This is a genomic window from Bacillus infantis, from assembly GCF_008180445.1.
In the GTDB taxonomy this organism is placed as follows: domain Bacteria; phylum Bacillota; class Bacilli; order Bacillales; family Cytobacillaceae; genus Bacillus_AB; species Bacillus_AB infantis_B.
Window position 1 is genome coordinate 41,355 of record NZ_VTER01000013.1, and the last position, 26,505, is coordinate 67,859.

The 26,505-nt window shown below is 46.0% G+C and carries 31 protein-coding genes and 1 other annotated feature; of the genes, 11 read left to right on the forward strand and 20 right to left on the reverse strand.

What is annotated here, in order from left to right; all coding sequences use genetic code 11:
• The gene (locus FZD51_RS21375; protein WP_148976597.1) at nucleotides 1-1,038 is read right to left on the reverse strand and encodes a sensor histidine kinase; all 1,038 of its coding nucleotides are present in this window, start codon (nucleotides 1,036-1,038) and stop codon (nucleotides 1-3) included.
• A 12-nt stretch (nucleotides 1,039-1,050) separates the two neighbouring features.
• Nucleotides 1,051-1,884, reverse strand: a complete 834-nt coding sequence (liaF, locus tag FZD51_RS21380) for a cell wall-active antibiotics response protein LiaF (RefSeq protein ID WP_148976598.1) — start codon at nucleotides 1,882-1,884, stop codon at nucleotides 1,051-1,053.
• 218 nt (nucleotides 1,885-2,102) lie between these two features.
• Between liaF and FZD51_RS21385 the strand changes: the two genes are divergently transcribed.
• Nucleotides 2,103-3,497, forward strand: a complete 1,395-nt coding sequence (locus FZD51_RS21385) for a hypothetical protein (protein WP_148976599.1) — start codon at nucleotides 2,103-2,105, stop codon at nucleotides 3,495-3,497.
• A gap of 50 nt (nucleotides 3,498-3,547) precedes the next feature.
• On the opposite strand, the gene FZD51_RS21390 is transcribed toward FZD51_RS21385, so the two are convergent.
• Nucleotides 3,548-3,751 (reverse strand): YwbE family protein, encoded by a 204-nt coding sequence (locus FZD51_RS21390; protein WP_148976600.1) that lies wholly within the window; start codon nucleotides 3,749-3,751, stop codon nucleotides 3,548-3,550.
• Between the two features lie 108 nt (nucleotides 3,752-3,859).
• Here FZD51_RS21390 and FZD51_RS21395 point away from each other — a divergent pair, with 108 nt between their 5' ends.
• Complete coding sequence (locus FZD51_RS21395; protein WP_148976601.1) at nucleotides 3,860-4,327, forward strand: hypothetical protein; 468 nt, start codon at nucleotides 3,860-3,862, stop codon at nucleotides 4,325-4,327.
• Nucleotides 4,328-4,366: 39 nt separating this feature from the next.
• Here FZD51_RS21395 and FZD51_RS21400 read toward each other — a convergent pair whose 3' ends face one another.
• The 4 genes from FZD51_RS21400 to FZD51_RS21415 form a co-directional block, all read right to left on the reverse strand.
• On the reverse strand, nucleotides 4,367-4,555 hold the full coding sequence (locus tag FZD51_RS21400; RefSeq protein WP_262381044.1) for a hypothetical protein: 189 nt from the start codon (nucleotides 4,553-4,555) through the stop codon (nucleotides 4,367-4,369).
• A gap of 42 nt (nucleotides 4,556-4,597) precedes the next feature.
• Complete coding sequence (locus FZD51_RS21405) at nucleotides 4,598-5,377, reverse strand: divergent polysaccharide deacetylase family protein (protein WP_148976603.1); 780 nt, start codon at nucleotides 5,375-5,377, stop codon at nucleotides 4,598-4,600.
• 163 nt (nucleotides 5,378-5,540) lie between these two features.
• Nucleotides 5,541-6,206, reverse strand: coding sequence for a vWA domain-containing protein (locus FZD51_RS21410; RefSeq protein WP_148976604.1), 666 nt, complete (start codon nucleotides 6,204-6,206; stop codon nucleotides 5,541-5,543).
• A 52-nt stretch (nucleotides 6,207-6,258) separates the two neighbouring features.
• On the reverse strand, nucleotides 6,259-6,876 hold the full coding sequence (locus FZD51_RS21415; RefSeq protein ID WP_148976605.1) for a PH domain-containing protein: 618 nt from the start codon (nucleotides 6,874-6,876) through the stop codon (nucleotides 6,259-6,261).
• A gap of 153 nt (nucleotides 6,877-7,029) precedes the next feature.
• On the opposite strand from FZD51_RS21415, the gene FZD51_RS21420 reads away from it, so the two are divergent.
• Entirely contained in the window at nucleotides 7,030-7,938 is a 909-nt protein-coding gene (locus FZD51_RS21420; RefSeq protein ID WP_148976606.1) for a VanW family protein, read from the forward strand.
• Between the two features lie 28 nt (nucleotides 7,939-7,966).
• On the opposite strand, the gene cls is transcribed toward FZD51_RS21420, so the two are convergent.
• The 6 genes from cls to FZD51_RS21445 all read right to left on the reverse strand — a co-directional run bounded on the left by cls (nucleotide 7,967) and on the right by FZD51_RS21445 (nucleotide 15,270).
• Complete coding sequence (gene cls / locus FZD51_RS21425; RefSeq protein ID WP_187445853.1) at nucleotides 7,967-9,478, reverse strand: cardiolipin synthase; 1,512 nt, start codon at nucleotides 9,476-9,478, stop codon at nucleotides 7,967-7,969.
• Between the two features lie 141 nt (nucleotides 9,479-9,619).
• Nucleotides 9,620-9,775, reverse strand: a complete 156-nt coding sequence (locus FZD51_RS26315; protein WP_187445854.1) for a hypothetical protein — start codon at nucleotides 9,773-9,775, stop codon at nucleotides 9,620-9,622.
• 98 nt (nucleotides 9,776-9,873) lie between these two features.
• Nucleotides 9,874-11,088, reverse strand: coding sequence for an ATP-binding protein (locus FZD51_RS21430; RefSeq protein WP_148976608.1), 1,215 nt, complete (start codon nucleotides 11,086-11,088; stop codon nucleotides 9,874-9,876).
• 143 nt (nucleotides 11,089-11,231) lie between these two features.
• Nucleotides 11,232-12,662: a proline--tRNA ligase gene (proS, locus tag FZD51_RS21435; protein WP_148976609.1), complete on the reverse strand. Its 1,431-nt coding sequence runs from the start codon at nucleotides 12,660-12,662 to the stop codon at nucleotides 11,232-11,234.
• Nucleotides 12,663-12,805: 143 nt separating this feature from the next.
• Nucleotides 12,806-13,015: a binding site (T-box leader), on the reverse strand.
• A gap of 525 nt (nucleotides 13,016-13,540) precedes the next feature.
• Complete coding sequence (locus tag FZD51_RS21440) at nucleotides 13,541-14,581, reverse strand: threonine aldolase family protein (protein ID WP_148976610.1); 1,041 nt, start codon at nucleotides 14,579-14,581, stop codon at nucleotides 13,541-13,543.
• Between the two features lie 2 nt (nucleotides 14,582-14,583).
• Entirely contained in the window at nucleotides 14,584-15,270 is a 687-nt protein-coding gene (locus FZD51_RS21445) for a phosphatase PAP2 family protein (protein WP_187445855.1), read from the reverse strand.
• Nucleotides 15,271-15,395: 125 nt separating this feature from the next.
• Between FZD51_RS21445 and FZD51_RS21450 the strand changes: the two genes are divergently transcribed.
• Entirely contained in the window at nucleotides 15,396-16,595 is a 1,200-nt protein-coding gene (locus tag FZD51_RS21450; RefSeq protein ID WP_148976612.1) for a M20 family metallopeptidase, read from the forward strand.
• Between the two features lie 44 nt (nucleotides 16,596-16,639).
• Here the strand turns inward: FZD51_RS21450 and FZD51_RS21455 are convergent, their stop codons facing one another.
• From FZD51_RS21455 to FZD51_RS21465, 3 genes are all read right to left on the reverse strand, one after another.
• Nucleotides 16,640-17,350, reverse strand: a complete 711-nt coding sequence (locus FZD51_RS21455; RefSeq protein ID WP_148976613.1) for an EcsC family protein — start codon at nucleotides 17,348-17,350, stop codon at nucleotides 16,640-16,642.
• Nucleotides 17,351-17,466: 116 nt separating this feature from the next.
• Nucleotides 17,467-18,678 carry an ABC transporter permease gene (locus tag FZD51_RS21460; protein WP_148976614.1) on the reverse strand — a complete coding sequence of 404 codons (1,212 nt, stop codon included), beginning with the start codon at nucleotides 18,676-18,678 and terminating at the stop codon, nucleotides 17,467-17,469.
• Nucleotides 18,671-19,411: an ABC transporter ATP-binding protein gene (locus FZD51_RS21465; protein WP_148976615.1), complete on the reverse strand. Its 741-nt coding sequence runs from the start codon at nucleotides 19,409-19,411 to the stop codon at nucleotides 18,671-18,673. The genes FZD51_RS21460 and FZD51_RS21465 overlap by 8 nt, the downstream gene beginning before the upstream one ends.
• A gap of 681 nt (nucleotides 19,412-20,092) precedes the next feature.
• Here FZD51_RS21465 and FZD51_RS21470 point away from each other — a divergent pair.
• From FZD51_RS21470 to FZD51_RS21480, 3 genes are all read left to right on the forward strand, one after another.
• Nucleotides 20,093-20,512, forward strand: a complete 420-nt coding sequence (locus tag FZD51_RS21470) for an HIT family protein (RefSeq protein ID WP_148976616.1) — start codon at nucleotides 20,093-20,095, stop codon at nucleotides 20,510-20,512.
• A gap of 294 nt (nucleotides 20,513-20,806) precedes the next feature.
• Nucleotides 20,807-21,886, forward strand: coding sequence for a 3-phosphoserine/phosphohydroxythreonine transaminase (gene serC / locus FZD51_RS21475; protein ID WP_148976674.1), 1,080 nt, complete (start codon nucleotides 20,807-20,809; stop codon nucleotides 21,884-21,886).
• A gap of 126 nt (nucleotides 21,887-22,012) precedes the next feature.
• Nucleotides 22,013-22,534 (forward strand): tryptophan transporter, encoded by a 522-nt coding sequence (locus FZD51_RS21480; RefSeq protein WP_148976617.1) that lies wholly within the window; start codon nucleotides 22,013-22,015, stop codon nucleotides 22,532-22,534.
• A gap of 364 nt (nucleotides 22,535-22,898) precedes the next feature.
• Here FZD51_RS21480 and yhzF read toward each other — a convergent pair whose 3' ends face one another.
• The gene (gene yhzF / locus FZD51_RS21485) at nucleotides 22,899-23,090 is read right to left on the reverse strand and encodes a membrane protein YhzF (protein ID WP_148976618.1); all 192 of its coding nucleotides are present in this window, start codon (nucleotides 23,088-23,090) and stop codon (nucleotides 22,899-22,901) included.
• Between the two features lie 194 nt (nucleotides 23,091-23,284).
• Here yhzF and FZD51_RS21490 point away from each other — a divergent pair, with 194 nt between their 5' ends.
• Together FZD51_RS21490 and FZD51_RS21495 are read left to right on the forward strand one after the other, a co-directional pair.
• Nucleotides 23,285-23,656 (forward strand): YtxH domain-containing protein, encoded by a 372-nt coding sequence (locus FZD51_RS21490; protein WP_148976619.1) that lies wholly within the window; start codon nucleotides 23,285-23,287, stop codon nucleotides 23,654-23,656.
• A gap of 261 nt (nucleotides 23,657-23,917) precedes the next feature.
• Entirely contained in the window at nucleotides 23,918-24,493 is a 576-nt protein-coding gene (locus FZD51_RS21495; RefSeq protein WP_009793979.1) for an HTH-type transcriptional regulator Hpr, read from the forward strand.
• A gap of 1 nt (nucleotide 24,494) precedes the next feature.
• Here the strand turns inward: FZD51_RS21495 and FZD51_RS21500 are convergent, their stop codons facing one another.
• Nucleotides 24,495-24,830, reverse strand: a complete 336-nt coding sequence (locus FZD51_RS21500) for a YhaI family protein (protein ID WP_148976620.1) — start codon at nucleotides 24,828-24,830, stop codon at nucleotides 24,495-24,497.
• Between the two features lie 183 nt (nucleotides 24,831-25,013).
• Between FZD51_RS21500 and FZD51_RS21505 the strand changes: the two genes are divergently transcribed.
• Both FZD51_RS21505 and FZD51_RS21510 read left to right on the forward strand, forming a co-directional pair.
• Nucleotides 25,014-25,556, forward strand: coding sequence for a DUF3267 domain-containing protein (locus FZD51_RS21505; protein WP_148976621.1), 543 nt, complete (start codon nucleotides 25,014-25,016; stop codon nucleotides 25,554-25,556).
• 250 nt (nucleotides 25,557-25,806) lie between these two features.
• Nucleotides 25,807-25,986 carry a hypothetical protein gene (locus tag FZD51_RS21510; RefSeq protein WP_009793914.1) on the forward strand — a complete coding sequence of 60 codons (180 nt, stop codon included), beginning with the start codon at nucleotides 25,807-25,809 and terminating at the stop codon, nucleotides 25,984-25,986.
• Between the two features lie 152 nt (nucleotides 25,987-26,138).
• Here FZD51_RS21510 and FZD51_RS21515 read toward each other — a convergent pair whose 3' ends face one another.
• Both FZD51_RS21515 and FZD51_RS21520 read right to left on the reverse strand, forming a co-directional pair.
• Nucleotides 26,139-26,228: a YjcZ family sporulation protein gene (locus tag FZD51_RS21515; RefSeq protein WP_148976622.1), complete on the reverse strand. Its 90-nt coding sequence runs from the start codon at nucleotides 26,226-26,228 to the stop codon at nucleotides 26,139-26,141.
• A 69-nt stretch (nucleotides 26,229-26,297) separates the two neighbouring features.
• Complete coding sequence (locus FZD51_RS21520) at nucleotides 26,298-26,381, reverse strand: YjcZ family sporulation protein (RefSeq protein WP_022543564.1); 84 nt, start codon at nucleotides 26,379-26,381, stop codon at nucleotides 26,298-26,300.
• Between the last annotated feature and the right edge of the window lie 124 nt (nucleotides 26,382-26,505).

A 26,505-nucleotide genomic window follows, 5' to 3' on the forward strand; every position in this document is an offset into this window, starting at 1 on the left:
TTATTCCCTCCCTTTCAGCGGTATCCGTATTTCAATATAAGTCCCTTCTCCCTGTTTGGACCGGATATTGAAAATCCCGCCGATTTCCTCGCATCTTTCCCGCATGGTTTTCAGCCCATAAGAGGCAACCCTTTCAATATGAGGGTCAAATCCCTTTCCGTCATCTCCGATAAATAAATATGTATAATCTTCCTTTTCTGTAAGGGTCAGCTTTATCTTTGATGCATCGGCATGCCTTAGGATATTAGAAAGTGCCTCCTGGACAACTCTGAACAAATGCTCTTCTGCTGCTTTGGAGAGCTCGATTTCATCTATGCTGGCCTGAAAATCGATGGTAGTCTTCCCGCGCAATTCGTGTATGAGCTTGATAATCCCGTCACACAAGGTATCATCGCTCAGCTGGATCGGCCTTAAATGGAGAAGGAGCGCCCTCATTTCCCCCTGCGCTTTGGCGGCGATACCGGAAATTTCCTCGAGCTGTTTCTTCGCTTTCTCAGAATCCCTGTCAAAGACCTTCAGCGCAGCAGATGACATCATGCTGAGAGCAAACAGCTGCTGGCTCACGACATCATGGAGATCCCTTGCAAGTCGCTGCCTTTCCTCCATTACTGCTGCTGCATGAGCCGACTGGGCCAGGGATGAGCGCTCATCAGCAAGCCTCTGGACTGAGTGGACCTGCTCCTGGATATAGTCAGCCAAACCATCAAGCTCATCTGCAATAAGCCCTATTTCATCTTTTTCATAAGAAGATATCCTTCCTCCCAGCTTGCCGGACCGCAGATTGGACACTGCAACCAGGATATCTCCAAGCCTTCCCTTGATTAAGTAACTGCCTTTAATGCCAAAATAGCCTCCGGCAGCCAGCAGGATCAGCAGGCAATAGATAAAGAGCCAGAAAGAGATCGAGATGGTGAGGACCGGTTCATCGGCAAAGAATAAATAAACTTGGATCCCGACAAAGAAGATGAGCGAGCTGATCAGCGCCATCATAATAAAGCTCTGGATAAACCAATACCTGATTCCGAACATTTTTTTCATCAGCAGTATCTCCTATACATGATCAATTCGAATGGAGCCGACTTTGAGCTGGATCGTTATATTCAACTTTCTTGCCGCATCATCGTATCCCGGGGATTTATAATACAGTTTACGGTTAAGGTCTTCAGATTTCAGATCGAAAATGCGGATATCCCCGATATTGATATCGGAGTGGACCATAATCGGGACATCCTCAGGGATAATCATCTTAACATCGCCGACCCATCCCTTGACTGAAATAGGCGTTTCCTTTTCAGGTATATACGCCTTGCTGAAGTCGATAAAATAATCACCGACCGTATTATACAGATCCAAAGGTTCTACAGACCAATTTGCGTTTTTAAAGCTGACGTCGCCTATAGAGAATCCTTTGATGTTTGCTAATGGGGCATGCCGGGATCCCTTCTTGATCCTGATGATTTTTTCCTCGCCGGGCTCCTTTCCGCTTTCCTCTATCCCATCATATTTTTTAGCTGGAAACTCCGTTTCAACATGCACCTTAATATGCTCTTTCCTTACGAGAAGCGAGAATCCAAGGTATACGATGGCAAGCGGCCAAAGCTTCCACACATCCCAAAAAGAAAACTGGAGCAGTCCGAATCTGTCAGAGGCCAGCAGCCCGGAGAAAACGAGCAGAAATCCGGCAAAAACTTTGCCCCCTTTTTTTCTGGCCAATGACGAGATCAGCAGAATAAGGCTATAGCCGAAAATCACAAAAGGATATACTGTGACAAAAAAATTCTTTATTTCCAAGGAAATGACACCTATATTTACAAGAAGCAGCAGGACACCTGCAGCCAGAAGGCATAATGCAAACATCATTTGATTGACTGATCGATAACGCAATTGGCTCCCCTTCTTTCTTTCTCTATAAATATTCGCTGCAGAAAATGTTTTTCCCTGCTATTCCATTTTATCAGTCTTCCATCAATCTTTAACTGCCTCTGGAATGCTTTTCCCTCCGCCTTGAGGCGGATGTGTGCCATGCACATCGCCCACAACTGAACATAATCTATAGTACGCTTGAAGGCTATGGCCCAAGCATACTATAGGAGGGATATAAAATGGCGATTGATCTGACTGTCCTTCATGCTATCTATGTTTTCTTCATTGTACTCATCATCGGTTTTATGATAGCGAAACGGGATACGGCCCTTGTGTGCATAGCCGGGATCTTCCTGATTGCCATCACAAGCACCGGCTCGTTGAGCACCTCAGTCAGCAGTGTGTTCAATAGCTTTATATACGCGATAACCGAGCTTCTTTCTACCATTCTCGTCATCTCCATCATCGTCGCCATGAGCAGGGTCCTTGCTGCTGCGGGAGTAAGCGATGCGATGATTGCTCCCTTCTCCAGGCTGATTAAAGGTCCGGCAGGCGCTTATTGGACGATCGGCATTGTTATGATGGTGATATCCTGGTTCTTTTGGCCATCACCAGCAGTTGCCCTTCTTGGAGCAGTCCTTCTGCCGGCAGCTTTGAAGGCAGGGCTTCCTGCCCTGGGAGCAGCTATGGCCATGAACCTCTTCGGGCACGGAATTGCCCTGTCAGGCGACTTCATCATCCAGGCAGCCCCTAAATTGACGGCAGACGCTGCCGGGCTCCCGGCAGGGGAAGTAATAGCTGCCAGCATCCCTCTTGTAGCCGTAATGGGGATTGTCACAGTTGTTGCTGCCTTTATCTTTCTGAAAAGGGATATGAAAAAGGGCCTCCTGCTGCCGGCTGCTCCCCCTGATCAAAGGAATGAGGCTGAATCAGGAGAGCCCGGGCTACTTTCAAGGAGCCAAAGGGGATTTTTTGCTGTCCTTATCCCTGTTTTATTCGCTTTAGATGTAGCAGCTATGTTCTTGCTTGACCTGCAGGGCGGCGATGCAACAGCACTTGTGGGCGGGACATCGATTTTTATTCTGCTGGTGATCACCTTGGCAAGCCACAAAAATAAAGGACTGGAAAAAACAACCTTCTATATGATTGAAGGCTTTCAATTTGGCTTCAAGGTTTTCGGGCCTGTCATCCCTATCGCAGCTTTCTTTTACCTTGGAGATTCCGGCTTTACAAGCATAATCGGCGACTATTTGCCGGAGGGATCACAGGGCATCGTCAATGACCTCGGGGTTGCACTGGCAGGAGCAGTACCGCTGAGCAAGGAAGTGGCAGCTGTTACGCTCACTGTTACAGGTGCAATCACAGGTCTGGATGGTTCCGGCTTTTCCGGCATCTCCCTGGCAGGCTCTGTCGCCAGCCTTTTTGCTTCAGCGATCGGTGCCGGTGCAGCAACTTTGACAGCCCTTGGACAGGTTGCCGCCATCTGGGTTGGCGGGGGGACGCTCGTACCCTGGGCCCTCATCCCTGCAGCCGCCATCTGCAATGTGGATCCTTTTGAGCTTGCAAGGAGGAATCTCCTGCCTGTCATCATTGGGCTTGCAGCCACTACCATTGTCGCCATGTTCCTGATATAAGTGTGAACGGGATAGCAAAAAAAAGAGGCAGCTGCCATCAGCTGCCCCCTCTATTTTTTTATGATTTCTGCCACTCTGCCCACCTGGCCGTCTGTCAGTCTCACCTTGATTCCATGCGGGTGGAAAGAAGAATTGGTCAGAAGATCCTTAATGATCCCCCTTGTCCTTGCCCCTGACCGCTGGTCTTTCTTTAAGATGATATCAGCTTCCATTCCAGGCTTAACATGCTCACGATATTTGCCGCTGTCAGACATGCAATCAGCTCCTTTTCCTTTTGCGCCATCAGGCACGCTTTTTGTTCTTCTATTCTAATGGTATAATAGGCAGAACACAAAATTAACACCTTATCCATTGGAGGAAACATGCTTACTTTTGAAGAAAAATTAGCGATCATCGAGTCATTTCCCGAGCTTGAGAGAAAAGACGTCTCTCTGGGAAGAGTCAACTTCCATTATGAAGAAAGCGCAATAGACAAGAAAAATGTGGTTTACCATCTGCATCCGAACGGCAATGGCTTTGTTTTTGCAGAATATGTACAGAGTTATTCGCCTGACAGCAAAGGCATGGTGAACATCAGGGATTTCTCTGAATCCGAGCTGCGGGATATTATTGAAAAATCGATCCAGTCCCTCTCCGGCCATGATGCCGAAGAAGCCCAGCCTGCTGCAAGGCTGGAAGAAACGTGGAGCAGCCCGAGCGGTGAGACCCTTGTTCTCATAGAGGAAGATGAAATGTGGAATGTATATGCCGGCCTGAACCTGGACGCCGCTTTTCTATCTTATCGGGAAGCAAAAGAATATCTTGAAGAAGAAGGATTTAAACGGAGCTAAAACAAAGAGGCAGCCTCATTGGGCTGCCTCTTTGTTTTCTTAAAAATTGCCATTCTGATTTTCCGGCCGGCTGTTATGGAGATGGGATTCAATATAGACCCTTTCCGAAGGAGAAACATGCTGTTCATTATGTTCGGGGTCTGTATGCTGGATCCCTTTCCTCCGATAGATAACATCAACCAGCACCCCGAATCCAAGGAGCCCGCCTAAAATTATGAGCCATAACATGATTATCACCCTTTCCACTTGCCTCATTTTGTCCAGTTGCTTTTAATAGAATGGATAATACTCTTTTCGGATCTCACTTGAAATGATCTCTGATACAGGGGCGATTCTGATGCCTTTCTCTTCAAAATACCCCTTTTCCTGAAGGATCCCTGCCGAACAGACCTTGCCCGTCACGCCGACATGCCCGATTGCGATCCCTCTGCCCTGCTGCTCCGTGATCAGGGCCAGCTTCTTCATCTGCCGCCTGACATGGGAAACAGAAGAAACGTCATCAAGAAATACATCTCTTTTAATGAGCGGCACACCAAGCTCTTTTGCAATTATGGGAAATTTTGATTCAGGGCTTGTGCCGCTGTCCACAATATACAGCTTCCGTTCTTTCGCTATTTTTACGATTTCCCGCACAATGCCTTCATCTTCCACCGCCCGGGATCCCATATGATTATTGAGCCCCTTTGCATAAGGAACGCTGTCAATGGCTTCATTGACCCTTTTCCTCACTTCTTCAGCAGACAGATTGGTTGTGATCGGTTTTGGCCCGAGCCATGATTTCTTTCCCCTTTTAGGCTCCATTGGCAGGTGGACCATGATTTCAAATCCATTTTCGTGCGCCCATTCGGCATGCTGTGCCGTCTGATCTGTAAATGGCATCACTGCTGCTGTAATCGGGATATCGCCTTCAAGGAAATCTTTTACGCCTCCGATGCCTCCTCCAAAATCATCAATGATGATAGCAGCTTTCCTTTCTTCCTGCTGGGTTTCGGCACTGGCAGATGAGGCAAAGAAAGAACATAAGATAAGCAATACGGCAATCTTTTTCATATTTCCTCCTGCTGATCGTTGTTCCTCTTACATTCCCCTGCGTGATGAGTGTTCATTCATAGCTCATGACAAGAAGCGGTTACTAATTGTATATACGATTAAATTTCACAAAAGTTTCAATATTTAGAAAATATAAGAAAAGCCTGGCAGATGCCAGGCCGGATTATTTTAAAACGCCTTTTTCCCGTGCTTCTTTAATCCATGATGGAAATTCATCAAGAAGATGGTCATACAATTCTTCATCGCTTACCTGCTCGATATCTTTAAAATGATAAAAATTCGCGTTATCAATATAGCGGCCTTCCATTGTATCCAGTTTTTCCAGCACGTCGAAATTCGCATCGCCAATACCGACAAACTGCCAGAAAATAGGCTTGCCTGCCGACTTTACAATCGGTTTCTTGATCGTCTTTTTGCAGCCGCCATCATTGATAAAGACAACGAACGCAGGATCGCTGCTTGGATCTTCCAGTGTGTATTTGCTGATGACATCTTCCATGACAGGAGGTTCGTCATTGCGCCCAAATTTATGGATTAGATCGTTATTCAGGATATACTGATTAACATAGCCTTCAAAGTCCCTTTCCGTTACAGGCTTAAGCCTTGAGAACTCATTGTCATATACCCAGATATCGAGCATGCCGTCATCATCAAATTGGCTCGCCACGGCAAGGATCCGTTCCACTACTTTTTGTACTGTGCCGTTCCGGTACAAGGTGCGCATCGAGCCAGAAATGTCTAAAACCAGCCCGACCCTCGCCTTGACATGTGACAGCTTTTTCTTTTCCAGCACGATCCCGGCTGTTTTTTTCATCAAAGATATACTCATGCTCCGCATCTCCCCGCTATGAATAAATTCTTATACTGCAGCGAACCGCTTCTCAATTATTAATAAATTTCTCAAAAACATATCCAAAATCTTTTACATGATATTTTTTCCTGCTGTTCATCAGCCAGTTGAAAGCTGTTTCGTTCAGCACCCTGAAATCATCCGTTAGGTTTCCTTCCCTAGCGCCTGCAGCCCTGCCCAATGTTGCAGAAGCAACCTCAATGCTCTTTTTTGCAAACTCCATCGAATGCTCATTTTCCGCACAAATTTCGGAGATTTTTATCAAGGCTTTATACAGGTCCTTCAGTTCTTCAATGAAGCGTTTATGTACATCTATGGAGAAAGAGGCAGTGCCTATCACAAATTTGATCTCTACATCCATGTCGACTGTCCCTGCTGTTTCCAGGAACACATTCGAGATTTGATTCTCCCTGAAGCTGTATCTTTTCAGGACTCTCTTCTTGCTCATCGCGCTTGTCCCATCTAAATGGATGACTGCTTTGTTTGTAAAGCAATATTCATCAGATTTAGATTTAATCAAAAAATAGATTTTTTCATTATCTTCATGCATCACATAATCATCAGCATCGACCTTATCATAGTCAGCCGGCGAGATGACACTGCCAATATCGCTGATCCCCAGCACATCTGAAGCAACCCTTTTGAACATATTACTGCCTCCCGTAATAGTAAGATTCTTTTTTATATTCAGATTTATATTAGCATATACGGGCATTTTCTTCACTCTTTGAGGTGTACAGCCATTCTTCTGTATTACATGAAATTCAGGTGGCTGGCCCATACTATTTCAGGGAGGTGTAGGATGAAGCTGTTATTATTTTTCGGCCTTATGGCAGCAGCTGGAGGAATTGGAACGGAACAGTTATCTGTGCTGCAGGAAGGCAAGGATGCAATAAAAGTCCAGAAAGAAGAATTCTCTGCCAATATACCCGGCCTGCCGCTGGCAGATGAAGATAAATTCAAAGCATTCCAGGCTAAAATGAACAGAGTGGCCTATAAAGAGCCGCAGGATGCCAGAATAGGGCCGGGAGAAAGAATCATCCCTGAAAAACCCGGAAGCAAATTGAATCAGGATTTATTTTCATCACGTTTTTATACTACTTACTACCAGTCGGGTTCAGGGAGCATTGAACTGCCTCTTCTCCCTATTTATCCAAGGGTCGACAGTGAGCTCCTTCTGTCTGTTAAAGCACGCCAGATCGGACAATATGTGACCTATTTCAACTCCCATAATAAGGCCAGAACACAGAATATCAGGCTCGCGGCCGGATCGATAGACAGCATTGTTGTATTTCCCGGAGAAGTATTTTCCTTTAATGAAACAGTCGGCAAGAGGACGGCAGCCAAGGGTTATCTCCCAGCTCCGGTAATTGTCAGGGGAGAACTGTCCGAGGGGATCGGGGGCGGGATATGCCAGGTATCTTCAACCCTTTATAATGCTGTCGATAATGCCGGTACAAGCATCATCCAAAGATATTCACACAGCAAGCGTGTCCCGTATGTACCTTCCGGCAGAGATGCAACTGTAAGCTGGTATGGACCTGATTTCACCTTTAAGAATACTTACAATCAGCCGATTCTGATCCGTGCACAGGTTTATGGCGGGACTCTTGCCATCAGGGTCTTTTCTTCGGATGCCATTAAACATGAGCCGCGGAACGTCCCTGGCGCAGCGAAATTCAGCGAAGAAGATGAAAAGGCTGCTGACTGAACGCATACCAGTCAGCAGCGTGAATAAGTTATAGTACTCCGGAAAACAGCCTGGAGAAGGACTCTTTTGTCCTCTCCCAAAGTCCGCGTTTATAATATTGCACAGGTGTAATCCGGACACTATCCCTCATATCTTCTTCATAATGCGCCGACAGATCCCTGATTGAACTGCAGCCAAGCAGGAAGACATTGACTTCGAAATTGAGATGGAAGCTTCTCATATCCATATTGGCTGTTCCGACAGAAGCCATATTTCCATCTGCGATGATGATTTTCTGATGGAGAAAGCCTTTTTGGTAAGAGTAGATTTCAACTCCATATTTAAGCAGCTCGGAAAAATAGGACCTGCTTGCATACTGGGTGAGGAAGCTGTCATTCTTTTCCGGAACCATGATCCTTACCTCCACCCCTTTTGCTGCAGCCACCCGCAGCGCAGTCCTGATTGCTTCGTTCGGGACGAAATAAGGTGTGGCAATCCAAATCGACCTTTCTGCACTGGTGATCATCGAATAAAAGAAATCTCCCATAATCCCCTGCTGTGTATCAGGCCCGCTGGCAACCACCTGGATTGCCCCATTTATTTCATCCTCGCCGGCAGGCCTTTCACTGACCGAATATTTGTCAAGGACCTGTTCCCGGCTGACATACTCCCAGTCCAAAAGGAAGACTGTATGCAGCGTGTATACAGCCTCGCCTTCCAGCACCATATGGGTGTCGCGCCAGAACCCCATCGCTTCATCCTCGCCGAGATATTCAATCCCGACATTGAGCCCGCCGACAAAGCCGGTCTCTCCGTCGATCACGACGATTTTGCGATGGTTCCTGAAATTGATTTTCTGATTGAAGAAGCCGAATTTCAAAGGCAGGAAGCAATGAACCTTGATACCCGCTTCCTCCATCCTTTTAATTTCATGCACAGCCATCTTCATGCTGCCGGCAGCGTCATACATGAAAAGGACTTCGACTCCTGCTTCAGCCTTTTCAATGAGGATATCAATGATCTCTTTTCCGAGCCTGTCCGAGCGGAAGATATAGTATTGTATATGGATGAATTTTTTTGCTTTCTTCAGCCTTGCCTTCAGCTCTTCAAACGTTTCTTCGCCATTTTTCAGCATCTCAGCCCTGGAAGAGGTGCTGATGGGGGTCATGCTGGCATTGGCAGCAAACCTGGCAAAGTTCTGCTGGTTATCCTGCAGAAATGTAAGGTCCGGTGACTCCTTCCTCTTCATCATCCTTTTCCACTGCTCTCTGTCATTGCTCCTTTTTGTGCGGAAAAGATATCCTTTCAGATAAAGCTGCCCTGAATATAAGTAGAACATATAGCCTGCCACCGGAATGAAGATCAGGACATAAATCCAGAGGAGCGTATGGTGGGAGGTGCGGTTTTCAAGAACCAGCGAGTAGATGCTCACCAGTATAATAAAAGCATACAGCCCAGCTGAGGCCAGCTTCCAAAAGTAGCCTGCACCGGTAAAAAACAGGACATACAGGGAAGCAGCCAATATTAGCAAAAAGACAAACTCTATTCTCTGTTTTTTCATAAGATCATTCTCCATGTCTATAGAAAGTTTCCTTTTGTATACCCTTTGTGCCTTGAGAGGGAAACCTGGCTTAGTCTGCACCGGTACATAAAAAAAACGGGCTGTGCCCAGTGGCATGCCCGCTTGCTTTATTCTCCTGAACTATTTTCTCATATTCTCCTGGTCTTTCAGCCTGTTCTGCTGGTCAGGCTTCCTGCCCTCTTTAAGCTTGTCAGGCGCTTCCCCGCCGGAATGCTGCTTCCGTTCATATTCAAGCAGGCTTTCCTGGTTCTGGCCATCCTTGTTATTTTCAGTCATGAGCTGTCCCTCCTAACGGTGTTTTTATCCTTATTCCCGAAAAGAGGCTCCGGAAACGCCAATTTGAACAGCATCAGTAAAATGAATGTCCCCTTTGCTTATGCCTGGGTTTTCGGGAGTATAATTTCAAAAACCGTCCCTTTATTGACCTCGCTGTTGACTTTGACGAGTCCGCTGTGATTTTCAATGATTTTAAAGCTGGTCATCAGGCCAAGGCCAGTCCCCTTTTCTTTTGTTGTATAAAAAGGCTCGCCGAGTGTGTTGATCCGCTCTGGAGGAATGCCTGTCCCTTCGTCTTTAATCATGACAGCCACATGCCCATCCTTCCTGTCCGCTGCCTTGATCGTGATGGTCCCGCCATCCGGCATGGCTTCAGCTGAATTTTTTATCATATTGATAAATACCTGCTTCAGCTGATTCTCTTCACACCATATCTCCGATTCATCCAGATCAAGCCCGGTGATTATCTGGACGTTATGGATCAGGCATTGCGGCTGAATCAGTACAACCACTTCCTGAATCAGCTTCTTAAGATCGCATACCCTGTAAACCGCAGCCGCAGGTTTGGCGAGGACAAGGAACTCGCCAACAATCAAATTGATCCGGTCCAGCTCTGAGATGGCAATATCGGCATACTCCCGATTTCCCTCCGCCTTCAGCAGCTGGATGAATCCTTTAATGCTTGTCAGAGGATTGCGGATTTCATGGGCGATCCCTGCGGCCATCTGCCCGACAAGCGCCAGCTTCTCTGACTTTTGCAGAAGCAGGTCTGCCTGCTCTTTTTTAACCGTAACATCCTGGCCGATTGAAAGCACTGCCTTCCTGCCCTGAAAGCTTGTAAAGAGGGTGGACACTTCAAAATAAATCTTTTTGCCGTCAAGCCTGGTGATTTTCTGTTCCCTCCGGCCTGCCGGAAGTTTTTCTTTATATGTTATATCAAGTATCTTCTTGTATTTGGCGGCATCCGGCGCTTCCATAAAATCAAATACTGACCTGCCGACCATTTCCTCTTTGCTTTCAGCAGCCACCATCTTCTGGGCCGCTTTGTTTGCATAGACAATTTTGTCATAATCCTGGATAATGACAGGCTCAGGCATCGTTTCGATCAGCTGCCTGTAAAATGCTTCGTTCTCTTTCGCTTTCCCTGTAAGATATTTCAATTTGTCATACTGCCAGCCTACAAACCAGGCAATGATAGTGGCAATGGTGAAATCAACGATTTCCTTGTGCCATGGGTCATCGAAAATGAAGGCTTGCGTTAAAGTGAATAAAATAGAAATGCTGACTAAAGCGATTTGGCCTGTTCTCTTCATTTATAACAATCCTCTTTGGTGGATTTAATGGTATCGGCAAAGCTTTCACTGCCTTAGTCAATACATTCTTTTTCCGGGCCAAAATTCCTTCCCATCAGAAAAAATATTAGATGGTTTTCAAATAACTTTCCTGCAAAGCCCCGTTAATAGGCTTTTGCCCAATAAACAAGCTCTTCTGCCTTATTGCCGCAGCAGACACACACATCGGATATATGCTCCTGTTCAAAAGGAATGCAGCGCGAGGTTGCACCGGTCTCCTCCTTGATTCTGTCTTCACATTCCCTGCTGCCGCACCACATAGCTTTGATAAACCCCTGATTGTCCTTCAATGCCTGCTTGAACTCACCCATGCCTGCAGCATTCTCTGTTTTTTGTTCGCGGAGCTCCCTCGCTTTTTCCAGCAAACTTGATTGGATATCTTCCAGCAGCCCGGCGATTGCCTGCTCTGCCCCTTCAGCCGGGACAAACACCTTTTCGCCTGTATCCCTGCGGACAAGCACAACCTGATTTTTCTCGATATCCTTCGGGCCGGCCTCAAGCCTGAGCGGGATTCCTTTCATTTCGTACTCATTGAACTTCCAGCCAGGCTTTTTGTCGCTGCTGTCAATTCCGACCCTGAAAGTCTTGCCGAGTTTCTCTTTCAGCTCATAGCAGAAATCGAGAACCCCTTCTTTATGCTGTGCCACAGGGACGATCATCAGCTGGGCTGGCGCAATCCGCGGCGGGATGATCAGGCCCCTGTTATCGCCGTGGACCATGATCATGGCGCCGATCACCCTAGTCGTAAGACCCCACGACGTCTGATGCACATGCTGAAGTTCCCCTTCTCTGTCCGAATACTGGATGCCGAATGCCTTGGCAAAACCGTCCCCCAGATGGTGTGAGGTTCCTGTCTGGAGTGCTTTTCCGTCATGCATCAGGCTCTCAATCGTGTAGGTGAATTTTGCGCCGGCGAATTTTTCTTTCTCTGTTTTCCGGCCCTTAAGGACCGGTATGGCCAGGACGTTTTCACACAGATCTGCATAGACATCAAGCATCCTTGTCGTTTCTTCATGCGCATCCTCATCTGTCGCATGGCATGTATGCCCTTCCTGCCACAGAAACTCAAGCGTCCTTAGGAAAGGCCGTGTCGTTTTTTCCCATCTGACCACATTGGCCCATTGATTGTACAGCTTAGGAAGATCCCTGTAAGAATGGATGATATTTTTATAATGTTCGCAAAAAAGGACCTCTGATGTCGGCCGGACGACTAGCCGTTCTGCCAGCTCCTCTGACCCGCCATGGGTCACCCATGCCACCTCTGGCGCAAATCCCTCGATATGGTCCTTTTCTTTCTGGAGGAGGCTTTCAGGAATGAACAATGGCATATAAACATTTTCATGCCCTGTTTCCTTGATCCTTCTGTCCAGCTCGTTTTTTATATTGTCCCACAGAGAATATCCGTAAGGGCGGATGATCATCGATCCCCTGACACTTGAATAATCGATCAGTTCCGCCTTGGTCACCACATCTGTATACCATTGGGCAAAATCCTCTTCCATTGCCGTAATTTCTTTTACAAATTCCTTTGCCATGATTGCACCCCATATTCTGATTAAGTGATGAAAAGATGAATGCAACACTCTCATCCTGGCCAGGGAAAGAGCCGCTGAAGCTTCTTGAAGAGTGCAGAAGTGCCGGCAATCTGCTGGAAAAATAAAAAAGCCCCGATTTATAAAATAGGGACCAGATCATGGCGGTACCACCCTAATTTATAAAGCAAGGCTTTATACTCTCTTCATGATAACGGCATGTGCCGCTGCTGCCTTCAAGTATCCGGCAGCGAACTCCGGGGCAGGTTCGGCAGCTGTCTATAGAAGCCTCCCACCGCCGGCTCCCTCTCTTGGATAGACATAGACTGTTTACTGATCCCCTTCATCGTTTCAGTTATTTTTCAGTATTATATACAGCGAAATGTATGATGTCAAACCTGTTTTTTATTAGAATTTCAGCTGTTTTGGTTTTGCTGGGCTTCTTGAGGTTGGATTCGGGCGTTAATTGAGGTGAAAGGATTTGTTTTATGAAGGGTGAAAATAGCCATTCTGGGGAGATTATGAACTTATTCTATATAGAATTTGAAGGATTTCACCTGAATTATGAGTTACTCTATCAAAAATTTGAAGAATCCCACCTGAATTATGAGTTACTCTATCAAAAATTTGAAGGATCCCACCTGAATTATGGGTAACTCTATCAAAAATTTGAAAGATTCTACCTGAATTTTGAGGGATTCTACCCAGTAATCGAATTATTCTACCTAAATTACGAGTGATTCTACCTAAAATCCCGATGATTCTACCAAAAAACAGCTATAATTTTTCCTTTTTACAAATATACCCAAATTCTGCACACACAAAAAAACAGGTGCTCCCTAAAAGAGAGCACCAATTCATATTTTCTGCGCCACTGGCTGTTACAGAGCAGACACATGCCCCGCTGCCGTCCTGCTGACAGCATCCAGCGCCTTTTCTATGTCATTGGCCGACACATCAAAATGAGTGGTGAATCTTACCGAAGACGGCCCGAATGTAACGGCGCGGACTCCTTCCTTCTCCAGCTTTTCTACAAATTGCTCTGAGCTCGGGCCCAGTTCCTTTACGTCTGCAACAATAATATTCGTATCTACCTGATTGACGACAGAAATGCCTTTTATATTTTGAATGCCCTCAGCCAGCTTCCGGGCGTTCTCATGGTCTTCATGAAGCCTGTGCCTCATCTGTGTCAGCGCAATCAGTCCCGGTGCTGCGATGATACCGGCCTGCCTCATGCCTCCGCCCAGCCTTTTCCTCCAGATGCGGGCAGCCTGGATGAATTCCCTGCTTCCGGCGAGGATCGACCCGACTGGTGCCCCAAGGCCCTTGGACAAGCATACCTGGACTGTATCAGCATGCCGGGTGAAATCAGCAACTGGCCTCTCAAGGGCGGCTGCGGCATTGAACAGCCTTGCTCCATCCACATGGACAGGGATATTATAGCGGCGGGCGATTGAATGGATAGCCTCCATATTTTCCACAGAAACGACAGCCCCTCCTGCACGGTTATGCGTATTTTCAAGGCAGATCAGGCCGGTTTCGGGAAAATGCTGATCTTTGCCGCGTATGGCAGCTTCTATTGCGGCGGGAACCATTTCCCCTCTATTCCCTGCAATCGTTCTTGTCTGGACGCCGGCAAAAGCAGAAGCCGCACCTGATTCGTAATAGAAAATATGGGATTCTGCCTCAAGGAGAATTTCGTTCCCTGGCCTTGTATGTGTAAGAATGGCTGCCTGGTTACCCTGTGTCCCGCTTGTTACCAGCAGGGCTGCTTCCTTCCCGAGTATGTCTGCAGCAGTCTCTTCAAGCTTGATGATGGAAGGGTCTTCCGCGTAGACATCATCCCCGACTTCTGCTTCATATGCAGCCTTCCTCATTTCTTCCGTCGGCTTTGTCACTGTATCGCTTCTTAAATCTATCATCCTTATTCCTCCTGTCTTAAATTCGCTGTCCTGCCAAATCTGCTGTTCATAAATACATAGAATATAACCCATATGTAAACCCAAATAAAAGCAAATGCATATCCTCCCGCCACATCGGTTGGATAGTGGACCTGCAGGACAATGCGGCTGATCCCGATCAAAAGAATCCAAAGGGCAAAAGCAGCTGCCGCCATCACCCTGGCTCCTGCAGACTTTAATTCCTTAATGACAAAATAGGCTGTCAGCAGATATAAAATGCCCCCCACCATCGCATGTCCGCTCGGGAAACTGAGGCTATTCACCTCAGTGATATGCTCCAGCTCCGGCCTCTCTCTGCCGAACAGCTCCTTCAGCCGCTTGCTGGCCTCGTTTCCGAGTGCAACGGCGATCACAAGGACTGCCATGCCCAGATAGTCTCTCTTCTTGAACCACAGCCAAGCAAGCACTATAAGCGCTGCCAAACCGATGCCCTGCTTGTCGCCAAACCAGGTAAAAAATTCAAACAGCGGATAGGAAGAGGCTGAAAAAACCCCTGTGACAGCAGAAGAGACAGCTCTGTCAAACCATAAAGATTTTCCCCCTGATACTGAATAGCCTATCAGCACTGCAGCAGCTACTGCTATTATAACAGCCGCCAGCGCCGCTTTTGATTGTTTTGACTGCAAACCAATACCATCTCCCCAGCTCATTTTCATACACTCTTAGAATATTATTCTAAAGTTTTTCAAATTTGAAGGCTTATTATCCTGCAATCCTCAAAAATAATGTTATAATTTTCGAAACAGTAAAAATTAAAGCACAAAGGAGAGTTATTATGATCAGTTCATTATTCAGCAGACTTGAAGATTATTACGAAGAAATGGCAGCGATCCGCCGCTATCTCCATCAGCATCCTGAACTTTCCTTTCAGGAAGAAAATACAGCAAAATACATAAAAGAATATTATGAAAAACTGGGGATCGAAGTAAAAGGGAATGTCGGCGGGAATGGAGTCGTAGCCAAGGTTTACGGAGAGAAGCCAGGGAAGACGATTGCCCTCCGTGCCGATTTCGATGCACTTCCAATCCAGGATGAAAAAGATGTCCCTTATAAATCGCTCGTCCCGGGTGTCATGCATGCCTGCGGCCATGATGGCCATACCGCAACACTGCTTGTGCTCGGCAAGGTCCTTCACGAGCTGCGCTCTGAATTGGAAGGAACATATGTCCTGATTCACCAGCATGCCGAAGAATATGCGCCGGGCGGGGCGGTTTCCATGATCAAGGATGGCTGCCTTGAAGGTGTGGACGTTATTTTCGGCACCCATTTATGGGCTTCCGAACCGACAGGAAAGATCCAATACCGGACCGGTCCTTTCATGGCGGCAGCCGACCGCTTTGAAATCACTGTGCAAGGAAAGGGCGGACACGGAGCCCAGCCTCATAAAACGAAGGATGCAATCGTGACAGCCTCCCAGCTTGTCGTCAACCTCCAGCAGATCGTCAGCCGGAAGGTCGATCCTATTGACTCAGCCGTCGTCACTATCGGTTCATTTGTGGCACAAAATGCCTTCAATGTCATTGCCGACAAAGCTAAATTGGAAGGCACTGTACGCACCTTCAGCGAACAGGTGCGTAACGATATTGAAGAAGAATTGGAAAGAGTCGTGAAAGGTACCTGCTATACCGCTGACAGTTCATACAGCTATGCCTACCACCGCGGCTACCCGGCTGTCATCAACCATGAAGCGGAAACCAATTTCCTTGCCGAGTGCGCCAAATCGATTTCCGAAGTCAATGAAGTCGTTGAAACAGCACCGGAAATGGGCGGTGAGGATTTTGCCTATTATCTTCAGCATGTAAAAGGCACATTCTTCTTCACAGGAGCGAAGCCTCTCAGCGATGACGCGGCATACCCTCACCACCACCCAAGATTCGATATTGATGAAAAGGCAATGCTGATTGCTGCAAAGACACTAGGTTCTGCGGCACTGCAATACCACAAAGTCGAGTCTCAGCAAAACGTTACCGTATAAGCAAAAAGCATCCGCCGATGATTTCGGCGGATGCTTTTTTTCCTTTATTTTTTCAGAAACCGGAGCCTGTAGGCATTCCTTGCTGTCTCTCCCAGCTGGTCAAGCAGATTATAATTCGCATAAGCCCCCGCAACCGCCCCTATTCCTGGCAGCAGCTGAAGCATTTTGGCAAAATCTATATAATCGCGGTACTCCTGCTGGAACCCGCGCCATTCCATATCCTTCAGCTCTTTCACTTTCTCATCCCAATTCTCAATGACAGCCAATGTTTCCCGCCTTTTCTCATCACTTGAAAACGCAAGCTGAAACACATGCAGGATAAAAAGGCGCTCCTCATATTCTCCAGGATCATAGCCATAAATGGCTGAAGCTTCAAAAAGGAATTTCATTTTGATTGAAAGCAGCAGCGGGAAGTCGGCAAGTCCCAGAAGGATGCCGCCTGCCCCTGTCCCCGCTCCCTCGATAGTGGCGGTCTTTCGGTATACAGCCAGCTTTTCGTCCAATTTCCCGTCCATTTCCGCAAGGCTCATCCCGGCCTCCAGCTTTTTCCTGGTGGTCAAGTTGGACCCTGCCAGCGTCGCTTTGACCATATTCTTGATTCCTTCGGTGATGACCGCATGTGCTTTCTCCGGGATATAGCTGTTAATTTTAGTTTGTGCCTTTTTGGAAAGCCGGTTCAGCATTCCTGAACGCTTGAGCAGCTTTCTTCTCCACTCCTCAAGCTCCCGCAAAACCTGCTGTTCATACTCATTCATTAGGCCGCACCCTTTCCCCTGATTCAACTTTTAGTATGTTCCTAATACTACGTTTTTCTCCTGGAAAGGTTCCAAAAGACAGAAAAAGCCCCGTTCAAAAAACGGGACCAATAAGATCAGTTCTTCAATTTCCTTCTGCTGTAAATATTCGCAAATACCCACGAAAACACGGCACCTGCTGCCGCACTGGCAAGCGCGGCCAGGCCGTCCCCCTTCAGCAGCACAACCAGGGAAAAAATGGTGGTCTGCAGATAAAGGACAGCTGAGAGAAGTGAAGTAAAGGCTTTTTCCCGCCACTCTTCCTTCAGGGGGTAAAGCTGGATCCAGAGCTTGTTCTCATGATGGTTCCTGAGCGGCAGCAGCTGAAATCCCGTCAGATAGAGGAATAACAGCGCAAGGAGGATCTGCCCCATCCCGAATGATATCAAATAAAGTGCCGCTCCCCCTATCACTGTCAGTCTGATGAACAGGCCGAAATAATCGCCTGAGCGGATGAAGGTCCGCATATATAAATGCGCATGCAGCTTATCCTGCCCATACGGGATCCTGTTGGCCAGCCAGTCCAGCCATTTGCGCCGCTTCACTCTGTCTTTAAGCTTCGGCACATCTGTAAACAGATTGGCCAGGCGGTAAAAGGATGTCATCCTTCTTTCTTCCTGTTCAATGAGATATTCCCATTTCAGGCCCTTTGGTTCAGTCTGTTTCCTGAAATACAGCCATAGGACGAGCAGGACTGCCGGTACTGGGAGCAGGAACAGGATGCCGGCATTTGAAAATAAAAGATACAGAAAAGCTGTATTGAGGCAATACCTGATAACAGAATCGATCATCTTTGTATTTTTTTCCACGTAATATTGGACATGCCACCGGATCAGAAGATTCAGCAGCTTAACAATGAGTGAGCCTGTCAAAAAGAAGAGAAACGGCTCAAAGCTTCCCCCGTTTACAACTGCGTACATCGGCATGAATATCCCGAGGCCCATCAGCAGCAGATAAGCCTGCACAGCCCAGCTGACACCCAGCGACCTGCTGAAATAGCCTGACAGCCTGTTTTCTACAGGCAGCAAAAAGATCTTATCTGCTTCCGTCAGAAAAGTATAAACTGGGCTGTATGTCAGCAATACTCCCAGCAGGACAGCCATGATCGCGGCAGCAGGAAAATCTTCCGGGACGCCTTTAAGCCATTCCTGATAATAAAAGGCGGCCATGCCGAATAGAAATACGAGCACAATGACAATATGCCCGTTCAATATATAGCGGAGATAGCGGCTCAGTTCTTTGAGCCCATCCCCGAATCTGTTCTTCCACAGTTTTCCCTCATCAAACATAATCTTCTTCCTTTGTCAGCTGGATATATAGATCATCAAGTGTCGCACCTGGCATGGAGAATTGCTGCTGGAGCTCAGAAAGTGTCCCTGCCGCCCTCACCTTGCCCTCGTGGAGAATGACAAAACGGTCGCAATACCGCTCCGCTGTAGCCAGGATATGGGTCGACATCAATATGCCCGCCCCTTCCTCTTTCATCTTCTTCATAAGATCAAGAAGCGATTGGATGCCTAGCGGGTCCAGCCCGACAAATGGTTCGTCAACTATGTATAATGATGGCTGCACCAGGAAAGCACACATGATCATGACCTTTTGCTTCATCCCCTTTGAAAAATGGGCCGGGAACCATTTCAGCCGCTTCTCCATCCGGAATTCCTTCAGAAGGCCCTTCATTCTTTCCTGATATTCTTTTTCTTCAAGGCCATAAGCCATCGCTGTCATCCTCAGATGTTCCTCAAGCGTCAGTTCATCATAAAGGATCGGGGTTTCCGGCACAAACGCGAATTTCCTTCTGTATGCCTCCTTATCCTTGTGAAAAGGAGATCCATTGATTGTGATATCCCCGGAATGCGGCTCCATCAGCCCGATGACATGCTTGATCGTCGTGCTTTTGCCTGCTCCATTCAATCCAATCAAGCCGACGATTTCATTTGCATTTACAGTGAAGGAAACATCCTTCAGAACAGGATTCCTCGTATAGCCTCCTGTTATATTTTTAATATTCAACAAAGACATTCCAAAACGCCCTTCCATCTATTGTGATGCTTCTAGTTTAACAAAATGGCTGCGCCAGCAAAAGATTGAAGCAGGGACAAATTTAATTCCGGATGCATATCCCCTCTTTCAATGGGCATTCTAATCTATGAAGGGGAAAGATGATTTTCATCAATTGAAATGAGGTGTCTGTTAAAGACCAATTTCATTCAATATAAGCTTCCAGCGTTGCTATAAGGGGATGGTTGCATTGCACAGGAGTGCCAATTAACCAGATACTTGGAACACATGACATTCTTCTGGAATGAGGTGTTTATCAAAGACCCATCAGCCGGCTTTATAAGTTGTGAAACCTATAAAGAAACAAGGGGATGGTACGCTTGAACAAGGATCAGATCTCTCACTAAGCACTGACCATTTTAAAAAATGAGGTGTTTGTCGCAGAGAATAACCTGTAATAGAACGTTTCAGCGAAGTGATTTCCCCTTAAGAAGGAGCAGGATCCTCACCGGGTCCTGCTTTCTTTTTGATATTTTGCCCGCAAACCTGCATCTAGTCTGCAAATTATACAGTACTTTGTAAGTTCGCCATCCTCCATCATTCTCCTTTAATCTTTCCTTAGCCGGCAAAATTGGCGGATGATTTCTCCTCACATCCCCTGGTATGGTAAAATATTGAGAAAAAGAAAGGTCAGGTGCCATTATGCAGGATTGTATTTTTTGCAAAATCATCAATGGGGAAATCCCATCAGCGAAAGTTTATGAAAATGAACATGTATATGCTTTCCTGGACATCAGCCAGGTAACGAAGGGCCATACACTTGTCGTCCCGAAAATACATAAAGAAAATCTTTACGAGCTGACTCCCGACATCGCGGCACGCCTTTATGAGTCCGTTCCTGCCATCGCCAGCGCCATCAAAGAAGAATTTGACCCAATCGGCCTCAATACACTGAATAACAACGGCGAAGAAGCAGGACAGTCGGTATTCCATTTTCATCTGCATCTTATCCCCCGCTATGGAAAAGGCGACGGTTTCGGCGCTGTCTGGAAAACCCACCAGGATGAATATTCTCCTGAGGATCTGAAGCAGATTGCCGGAGGCATCAGCAGCCATCTGTAATAGCAGGAAAAAAAATCCGCACTAAAGCCGGAAACTGGCTGGGTGCGGATTTTTTTGTGGACCAGGCTGGTATTAGGAGGTATTGGCGAGGCTGGCTCATTTTTCAGGGTGCCCCTTTACTTGATTCCCTTTTTAATCAAAATGTGCCTTACCATTAAGATTGATAAAACAACAGTAAAGTAATCCTCTTTGTCATTTTTAAAAACATTCCCACTTTTTTGTTTACTTTCATTCTGTTTCTGATAGGATGAAATAAAGTTTTTATTCTTTAAAGCATTATAGGGAGGTATGATGATGAAGCGTGCATTGAATTTCAATGCCGGACCGGCGGCCCTTCCTCTTCCTGTATTGGAGGAGGCGCAGCGGAACTGGCTTGATTTTAACGGGACTGGAATGAGTGTGATGGAGCTCAGCCACAGGAGCCGGGAATATGAGGAGGTGCATGAAGGCGCGAAAACACTGCTCCGGCGGATTCTTGGTGTGCCGGATGATTATGAGGTCCTCTTTCTGCAGGGAGGGGCCAGCCTTCAATTTACCATGCTGCCGATGAATCTTTTGGCAGAAGGCAAAACAGGCTATTATGCCCTGACAGGTTCATGGGCTGAAAAAGCCATGAAAGAAGCTGCAAAAATCGGCAAAACAGCATCAGCTGCATCCAGCAAAGAAGATACATACCGCTATATACCAGAGCTCTCAGGCCTGGCAGACCTGAAAGACGCTGCATATCTCCACCTTACGAGCAACAACACAATTTACGGTACTCAGTGGCAGGAATTTCCTGAAACAAATGTCCCTCTTGCTGCCGATATGTCAAGCGACATCATGAGCAGAGAAATAGATGTAAGCAAATTCGATATCATTTATGCCGGAGCCCAAAAGAATTTAGGCCCATCAGGCGTAACCGTAGTGATCTTGAAAAAAAGCCTGCTTGCAGGGCCGCGCGGGGACCTTCCCGTCATGCTCGACTATTTCACCCACAGCAAGAGTCAATCTCTTTATAATACACCTCCGACGCTTGCCATTTATATGCTGATGCTGGTGCTCGAGTGGGTGGAAAAAGAAGGCGGGCTTGCCGCTATCGCTGAAAGGAACAGGCAGAAAGCGGAGCTGATATACAGCAGCATCGATGACAGTGAAGGATTTTATCAGGGACACAGCAGAAAGGACAGCCGCTCTCAAATGAATATCACATTTAACCTTCATTCCGAAGGAGCTGCAGGCCAATTTCTCCATGCAGCCAAAGAAGCGGGATTCGTGGGACTGAATGGCCACAGATCAATCGGCGGCTGCCGGGCATCCATCTATAACGCTGTCCCGCTTGAACATGCTGAGAAATTAGCTGAATTTATGAGAAAATTCAAAAATAAAAACTGAACAGAAACAGATTCCGTTTCATCTTAATTGATAGTGTGGTATAATACGAGTAACTTTTCGCTGCAGGCAAGAGTGCACTGCAGGAAGAGAAAGAGCGAGAATAGCTGAGAAGAGGAGAGGTTAGAATTGAATACAAAGAATTTAGTTGCTTTATCATTGCTTATCGGAATGGGTGCTGTCCTTCATGCCGTTGTTCCGGGATTTTTCCTGGGAATGAAACCTGACATGATGCTCACCATGATGTTCATCGGGATCATCCTTTTCCCTGAAAAGAAAAGCGTTCTTTTGCTGGGCATTGCGACAGGACTGCTGTCAGCCCTGACAACTACTTTTCCAGCAGGACAGATTCCAAACATCATCGATAAGCCTATCACTGCTTTTGTATTTTTCGGTTTGTTTTTAGCAGTTAAGAAGTTTAATGGTTCGGTTGTTACAGCAGCGGTACTGACTGCTGCCGGCACTATCATCTCAGGAACCATTTTCCTGACTTCAGCCCTTTTGATTGCAGGACTGCCGGGAACCTTCGCCGCCCTGTTCGCCGGCGTGGTCCTTCCTGCTGCAGCTGTCAATACAATTGTGATGGTCATCCTGTATCCGGTTGCCATGAGCATCATCAAAAGGACAAAACTGACAGCAAGCCACACATAAAACCTCTCTTGAAAAAGAGACAAGAAAAAGGGTTATGGACGATGTTTTATCTTCCGTTTCCCTTTTTCTTTTTGATGTGTTTACACACGCGTAGTAAATTTAATTTCCTACCATGAATATTACAGATACAATAAAATTTTAAAACCCCTGTTAATTGGAGTGCAGGGCACGTAGACTCCTGCGGGAAATAGCGGAAGAGTTGAGACCCCGCAGCCGCTTGCGGTGAGGAGGCTCAACTCCGCCCCGCGGAAAACGAAGTGCCTGGAACGGAAATTTACAGCCACGTTCCAACCAGTAGCCTTAGAATTTAATCTTAAGATTGGATGCAGTTAAGTGTTCAAAAACCTTTTCCGAGCATTTTTCATTAGGAAAATCCAGTCAAAATAAAAGCCAGCAGAAAGAAAACAGCCCCCGCCCCCCCAAGCGCCACTGCCCTTTTCCTTAAAATCGATTTAGGAGGATACACGCCCGGCTTTTTAGACGCCAGCATATAATAAACCGCCCCCAGGAACAATACCCCGCATAAGGCAAATAACAATGATGCCGCTCCGTTCATACAACCGCCCCTTCCGGTGAAATACCCGCTATTCCATCTTTATTCAGGATAAGAGATCCCTATGAACAAATGCCCGGCCATGTTTAAACAATGCGAAGTTGTGATAAAGGAAAAGTAACATAATAGCCTGACCATAGAGGAATATGTTGTAAAATGCAGAATTGATATAAAAAGAAACTCAGAGGTGATAATTGATGAAAGCCAAATCCTTATTGCTGGGATTCCTGATCGGAGGAACGGCGGCCGGCATCAGCGCATTGCTGTCTGCTCCAGCCTCAGGCAAGGACACCCGGAAGATGATCAAAGACAATAAACAAGCAGTCGGAAGCCAGCTGGCGGAGCTCAAGACAGATTTCATGGAACTGAAAAGATCCGCTTCCTATGCTTCGATCCAGGGGAAATCACACCTGGGTGAATTTGTATCTGATATAAAGCACTCAGTTTCTGACTGGCAGAACGCAATCCGCCCGCAAAAGCTGGAACTGCAAAGAGATCTTCAATCAATCGAGCAGTCATTGACAGAGCTGGAAAATTCAATCGGAAGTTCAAAATCCGGGTCTCAGTAAAGATAATAAAAAATCCTTCTTTTTTGAAGAAAAATCCTTCAATTTAAGAAGGATTTTTTCATTTTAGGCAGAAAAGTAATATATTATAAAAATTGTTATTTTAGCAGTTCTTATAATAAACCCTTGCTGTAATGCCCCTTAACACCTAATATAATATTTATTAGGCTGATTTTCTAAAAATTTTGTATATTTATACCTTTATTAATTTTTGTTTTATTGGCATAATGATAATAGAGAATAAAAAAGTAGGTGGATTTATAGATGACGGAAAAACATTATTCAATGAAGGAAGCGATGCTTTTTAGCCAACGGATAGCTCAAATCAGCAAGGCTTTATGGAAATCGATTGAGAAAGACTGGCAGCAATGGATCAAGCCGTTTGACCTGAATATCAACGAGCACCATATCATCTGGATTGCGTACCATTTGAACGGCGCCTCTATCTCTGATGTGGCCAAGTTCGGTGTGATGCATGTCTCAACAGCCTTCAATTTCTCTAAAAAACTGGAAGAAAGGGGCCTTCTGAAATTCTCAAAAAAAGAAACTGACAAAAGAAATACGTATATTCAGCTGACTGAAAAGGGTGAAAGCGTTTTACTTGAACTGATGGAGAGTTATGAGCCTGAAACCAACGCCGTCTTTTCCGGTGCAATGCCTTTGAGGGATCTGTACGGGAAGTTTCCGGATTTTGTTGAAGTCATGGCGATCGTCCGCAATATTTATGGAGATGACTTTATGGAGATATTTGAAAAGTCCTTTGCCAATATAGAAGGCGAATTTGTGGATGAAGAAGGCAAGCTGAAGAAAAAAGAAACTGCAGAGAAAGAAATCGTTTAGACTACAGATACTTTTTGAGTTCTGACATAAGATCCATGAACAGGTTCTGCCTAAGGCAGGCTGGGATCACCATCTCAGGTTTAAGAGATGGATGGAGCTTATGCTTAAATTCTGTATAAAGCGGATGAAAGTAAACAAACCCTTCCGCTTTTTGCTCTTCCAGTTCTTTGCTCAGTTCATCACAAAGGTGGAAGAATTGTGTTACCTCTTTTTGATCCAGCGATTTTTCGACAACCATTCTGTAGAATGGCAATGTCTGCCCGGAAGCCATCATCAATAAAAGCTTCTGATGATATTCCAGTTTTTCAATTCGTTCTAATAGTTCCCCGATATTCATGAAAGAGTCCCCGCTTTGAATAGCCCGTTCTATTTTATGCATTTTCTTCGCTTAGCTAATTATACAATCAAATTGGTGAAAAATGTCGTTTTTTTATTATTGATTTTTTATTCTAATCATCGTAAAGTATCCCTTGTGAGTTTTTTAGAAAAACCGCATGAATACTCTTCGGAGGCTGATACGATGAACTGCTGGAAGACGATTAATTACACAAAAGAATATGGATCCCAGAGAATATTTATCCTGTCTTCCATTACCATGATTATAACGTTTATATTCCTATACGTGCCTGCATCTTATTATTTTGTGCAATCTTCTTTTTACGATAATTATTTCTTTGTTTTTATTGCCTGCTTTTGGCTGATCTATCCTGTCCATAAGCTGCTGCACTTCCTCCCTGTTGCCCATCTTGGGAAAAAGGTGCAAAAGAAGGTTTCATTCAGGCTCGGCATTCCGCTGATTCATGTCAGGGTGACAGAACCAATTTCAAAGGCGGTATTCATCGTCGCTTTATTGGCCCCTTTTGTCATCATCAGCGGCGTTCTGCTTGCGGCCTGCTGGCACTTTCCTCATTATGTACATTATATTACCATGCTGCTCGCATATCATGCAGGACTTTGCTTCTCAGATATGCTCTGCCTGAAAAATATATGTACTGCTCCGCAGCAGGCATATATAGAAGAAAATGAAGAGGGAATCGAAATCCTGGTCTACAGGGCGCATTAGACAGGCAGCTGCAGAGGCTGCCTCTTTTATTTCATGGAAGCATCCCCTCATTGTTGTTGATTTCGGGGCTCATTTCATCTGTGCTGAAATGAGCCCCGAATCAGCAAAGTACACTAACACAGCCTTCATATAAGAGGTCCGGGCTGAATATAATGAGCAGATCAGGCCGTCCTTATTACTATCTTTTTTGCCTATTTTTTGTTATTGTATGTATCATATAAAAGTCTGTCATCAAGGAGGGAATAGTCAGATGATCTCCGTTTTTATCCTGTTTGCTATTTTCATATTGTTCTATATCAACAAGATGACGAATTCCCTTTGTCTGCAGAAGGAAATCCCTGAAGAGAAACAGCCAAAGGTGTTCAGGACCATCAATATCCTGATCACGATCCTATTGGTATCCTCTTTCGTGGAGCTGCTGTTTGCATAATTCTACATATAGCTTTCATATGCTGCGAAGATTGCCAGGCGGGGGCATGCCCTGCAGATCAAGGATTTCAGCAAATAAACAATGGTTAAAAGCGGTGAGGATATTCCCCACCGCTTTTAATTTTATATTTTTGCTTAAACGAAGGCCTGCTATTACAGCCAGGAAGCCCCGATAATAATCAGGAGAATGAATAGGACTACAACCAACGCGAAACCTCCGCCGTAACCTGCTCCACCGGACATAATTAATCCCCCTTTCAATAATTGGACCGTGCATGGCTCACCGTGAATGCCTTAAGGACTAAGGCAGTCTTACAGCCAGGCAGCACCTACAATAATTAACAAGATGAACAGAACAACAATCAACGCGAAACCACCGCCATATGCGTATCCCACGGTAACACCTCCTTTAAGGCTGTTACTTCATGCTATTCAACGAACATTGGGGCCTATCAGGCTTATACCGGGAGTCCCCAAGATCTTGTTAATAGAAAGAAAGGGCTGATGCATGTTGATTTTT

What these genes read in the sequence shown, in the direction of transcription:
- FZD51_RS21390 (WP_148976600.1), bottom strand. Translation starts at nt 3,751, where the DNA reads ATGTCTGACAGCGGCAAATATCGTGAGCATGTTAAGCCTGGAATGGAA.
- FZD51_RS21415 (WP_148976605.1), bottom strand. Translation starts at nt 6,876, where the DNA reads ATGTTCAAAAGGGTTGCTTCAGATGTGCTGGGGATCAGCGATATTGGC.
- FZD51_RS21405 (WP_148976603.1), bottom strand. Translation starts at nt 5,377, where the DNA reads ATGAAAAAGATTGCCGTATTGCTTATCTTATGTTCTTTCTTTGCCTCA.
- FZD51_RS21490 (WP_148976619.1), top strand. Translation starts at nt 23,285, where the DNA reads ATGAAAGCCAAATCCTTATTGCTGGGATTCCTGATCGGAGGAACGGCG.
- FZD51_RS21420 (WP_148976606.1), top strand. Translation starts at nt 7,030, where the DNA reads ATGAAGCTGTTATTATTTTTCGGCCTTATGGCAGCAGCTGGAGGAATT.
- FZD51_RS21400 (WP_262381044.1), bottom strand. Translation starts at nt 4,555, where the DNA reads ATGTTATGGCTCATAATTTTAGGCGGGCTCCTTGGATTCGGGGTGCTG.
- FZD51_RS21450 (WP_148976612.1), top strand. Translation starts at nt 15,396, where the DNA reads ATGATCAGTTCATTATTCAGCAGACTTGAAGATTATTACGAAGAAATG.
- FZD51_RS21470 (WP_148976616.1), top strand. Translation starts at nt 20,093, where the DNA reads ATGCAGGATTGTATTTTTTGCAAAATCATCAATGGGGAAATCCCATCA.
- proS (WP_148976609.1), bottom strand. Translation starts at nt 12,662, where the DNA reads ATGGCAAAGGAATTTGTAAAAGAAATTACGGCAATGGAAGAGGATTTT.
- FZD51_RS21375 (WP_148976597.1), bottom strand. Translation starts at nt 1,038, where the DNA reads ATGAAAAAAATGTTCGGAATCAGGTATTGGTTTATCCAGAGCTTTATT.
- FZD51_RS21460 (WP_148976614.1), bottom strand. Translation starts at nt 18,678, where the DNA reads ATGTTTGATGAGGGAAAACTGTGGAAGAACAGATTCGGGGATGGGCTC.
- FZD51_RS21430 (WP_148976608.1), bottom strand. Translation starts at nt 11,088, where the DNA reads ATGAAGAGAACAGGCCAAATCGCTTTAGTCAGCATTTCTATTTTATTC.
- FZD51_RS21500 (WP_148976620.1), bottom strand. Translation starts at nt 24,830, where the DNA reads ATGAATATCGGGGAACTATTAGAACGAATTGAAAAACTGGAATATCAT.
- FZD51_RS21505 (WP_148976621.1), top strand. Translation starts at nt 25,014, where the DNA reads ATGAACTGCTGGAAGACGATTAATTACACAAAAGAATATGGATCCCAG.
- FZD51_RS21455 (WP_148976613.1), bottom strand. Translation starts at nt 17,350, where the DNA reads ATGAATGAGTATGAACAGCAGGTTTTGCGGGAGCTTGAGGAGTGGAGA.
- FZD51_RS21495 (WP_009793979.1), top strand. Translation starts at nt 23,918, where the DNA reads ATGACGGAAAAACATTATTCAATGAAGGAAGCGATGCTTTTTAGCCAA.
- FZD51_RS21395 (WP_148976601.1), top strand. Translation starts at nt 3,860, where the DNA reads ATGCTTACTTTTGAAGAAAAATTAGCGATCATCGAGTCATTTCCCGAG.
- FZD51_RS21440 (WP_148976610.1), bottom strand. Translation starts at nt 14,581, where the DNA reads ATGATAGATTTAAGAAGCGATACAGTGACAAAGCCGACGGAAGAAATG.
- FZD51_RS21410 (WP_148976604.1), bottom strand. Translation starts at nt 6,206, where the DNA reads ATGAGTATATCTTTGATGAAAAAAACAGCCGGGATCGTGCTGGAAAAG.
- FZD51_RS21385 (WP_148976599.1), top strand. Translation starts at nt 2,103, where the DNA reads ATGGCGATTGATCTGACTGTCCTTCATGCTATCTATGTTTTCTTCATT.
- FZD51_RS21445 (WP_187445855.1), bottom strand. Translation starts at nt 15,270, where the DNA reads ATGAGCTGGGGAGATGGTATTGGTTTGCAGTCAAAACAATCAAAAGCG.
- serC (WP_148976674.1), top strand. Translation starts at nt 20,807, where the DNA reads ATGAAGCGTGCATTGAATTTCAATGCCGGACCGGCGGCCCTTCCTCTT.
- FZD51_RS21465 (WP_148976615.1), bottom strand. Translation starts at nt 19,411, where the DNA reads ATGTCTTTGTTGAATATTAAAAATATAACAGGAGGCTATACGAGGAAT.
- FZD51_RS21510 (WP_009793914.1), top strand. Translation starts at nt 25,807, where the DNA reads ATGATCTCCGTTTTTATCCTGTTTGCTATTTTCATATTGTTCTATATC.
- yhzF (WP_148976618.1), bottom strand. Translation starts at nt 23,090, where the DNA reads ATGAACGGAGCGGCATCATTGTTATTTGCCTTATGCGGGGTATTGTTC.
- FZD51_RS26315 (WP_187445854.1), bottom strand. Translation starts at nt 9,775, where the DNA reads ATGACTGAAAATAACAAGGATGGCCAGAACCAGGAAAGCCTGCTTGAA.
- FZD51_RS21515 (WP_148976622.1), bottom strand. Translation starts at nt 26,228, where the DNA reads ATGTCCGGTGGAGCAGGTTACGGCGGAGGTTTCGCGTTGGTTGTAGTC.
- cls (WP_187445853.1), bottom strand. Translation starts at nt 9,478, where the DNA reads ATGAAAAAACAGAGAATAGAGTTTGTCTTTTTGCTAATATTGGCTGCT.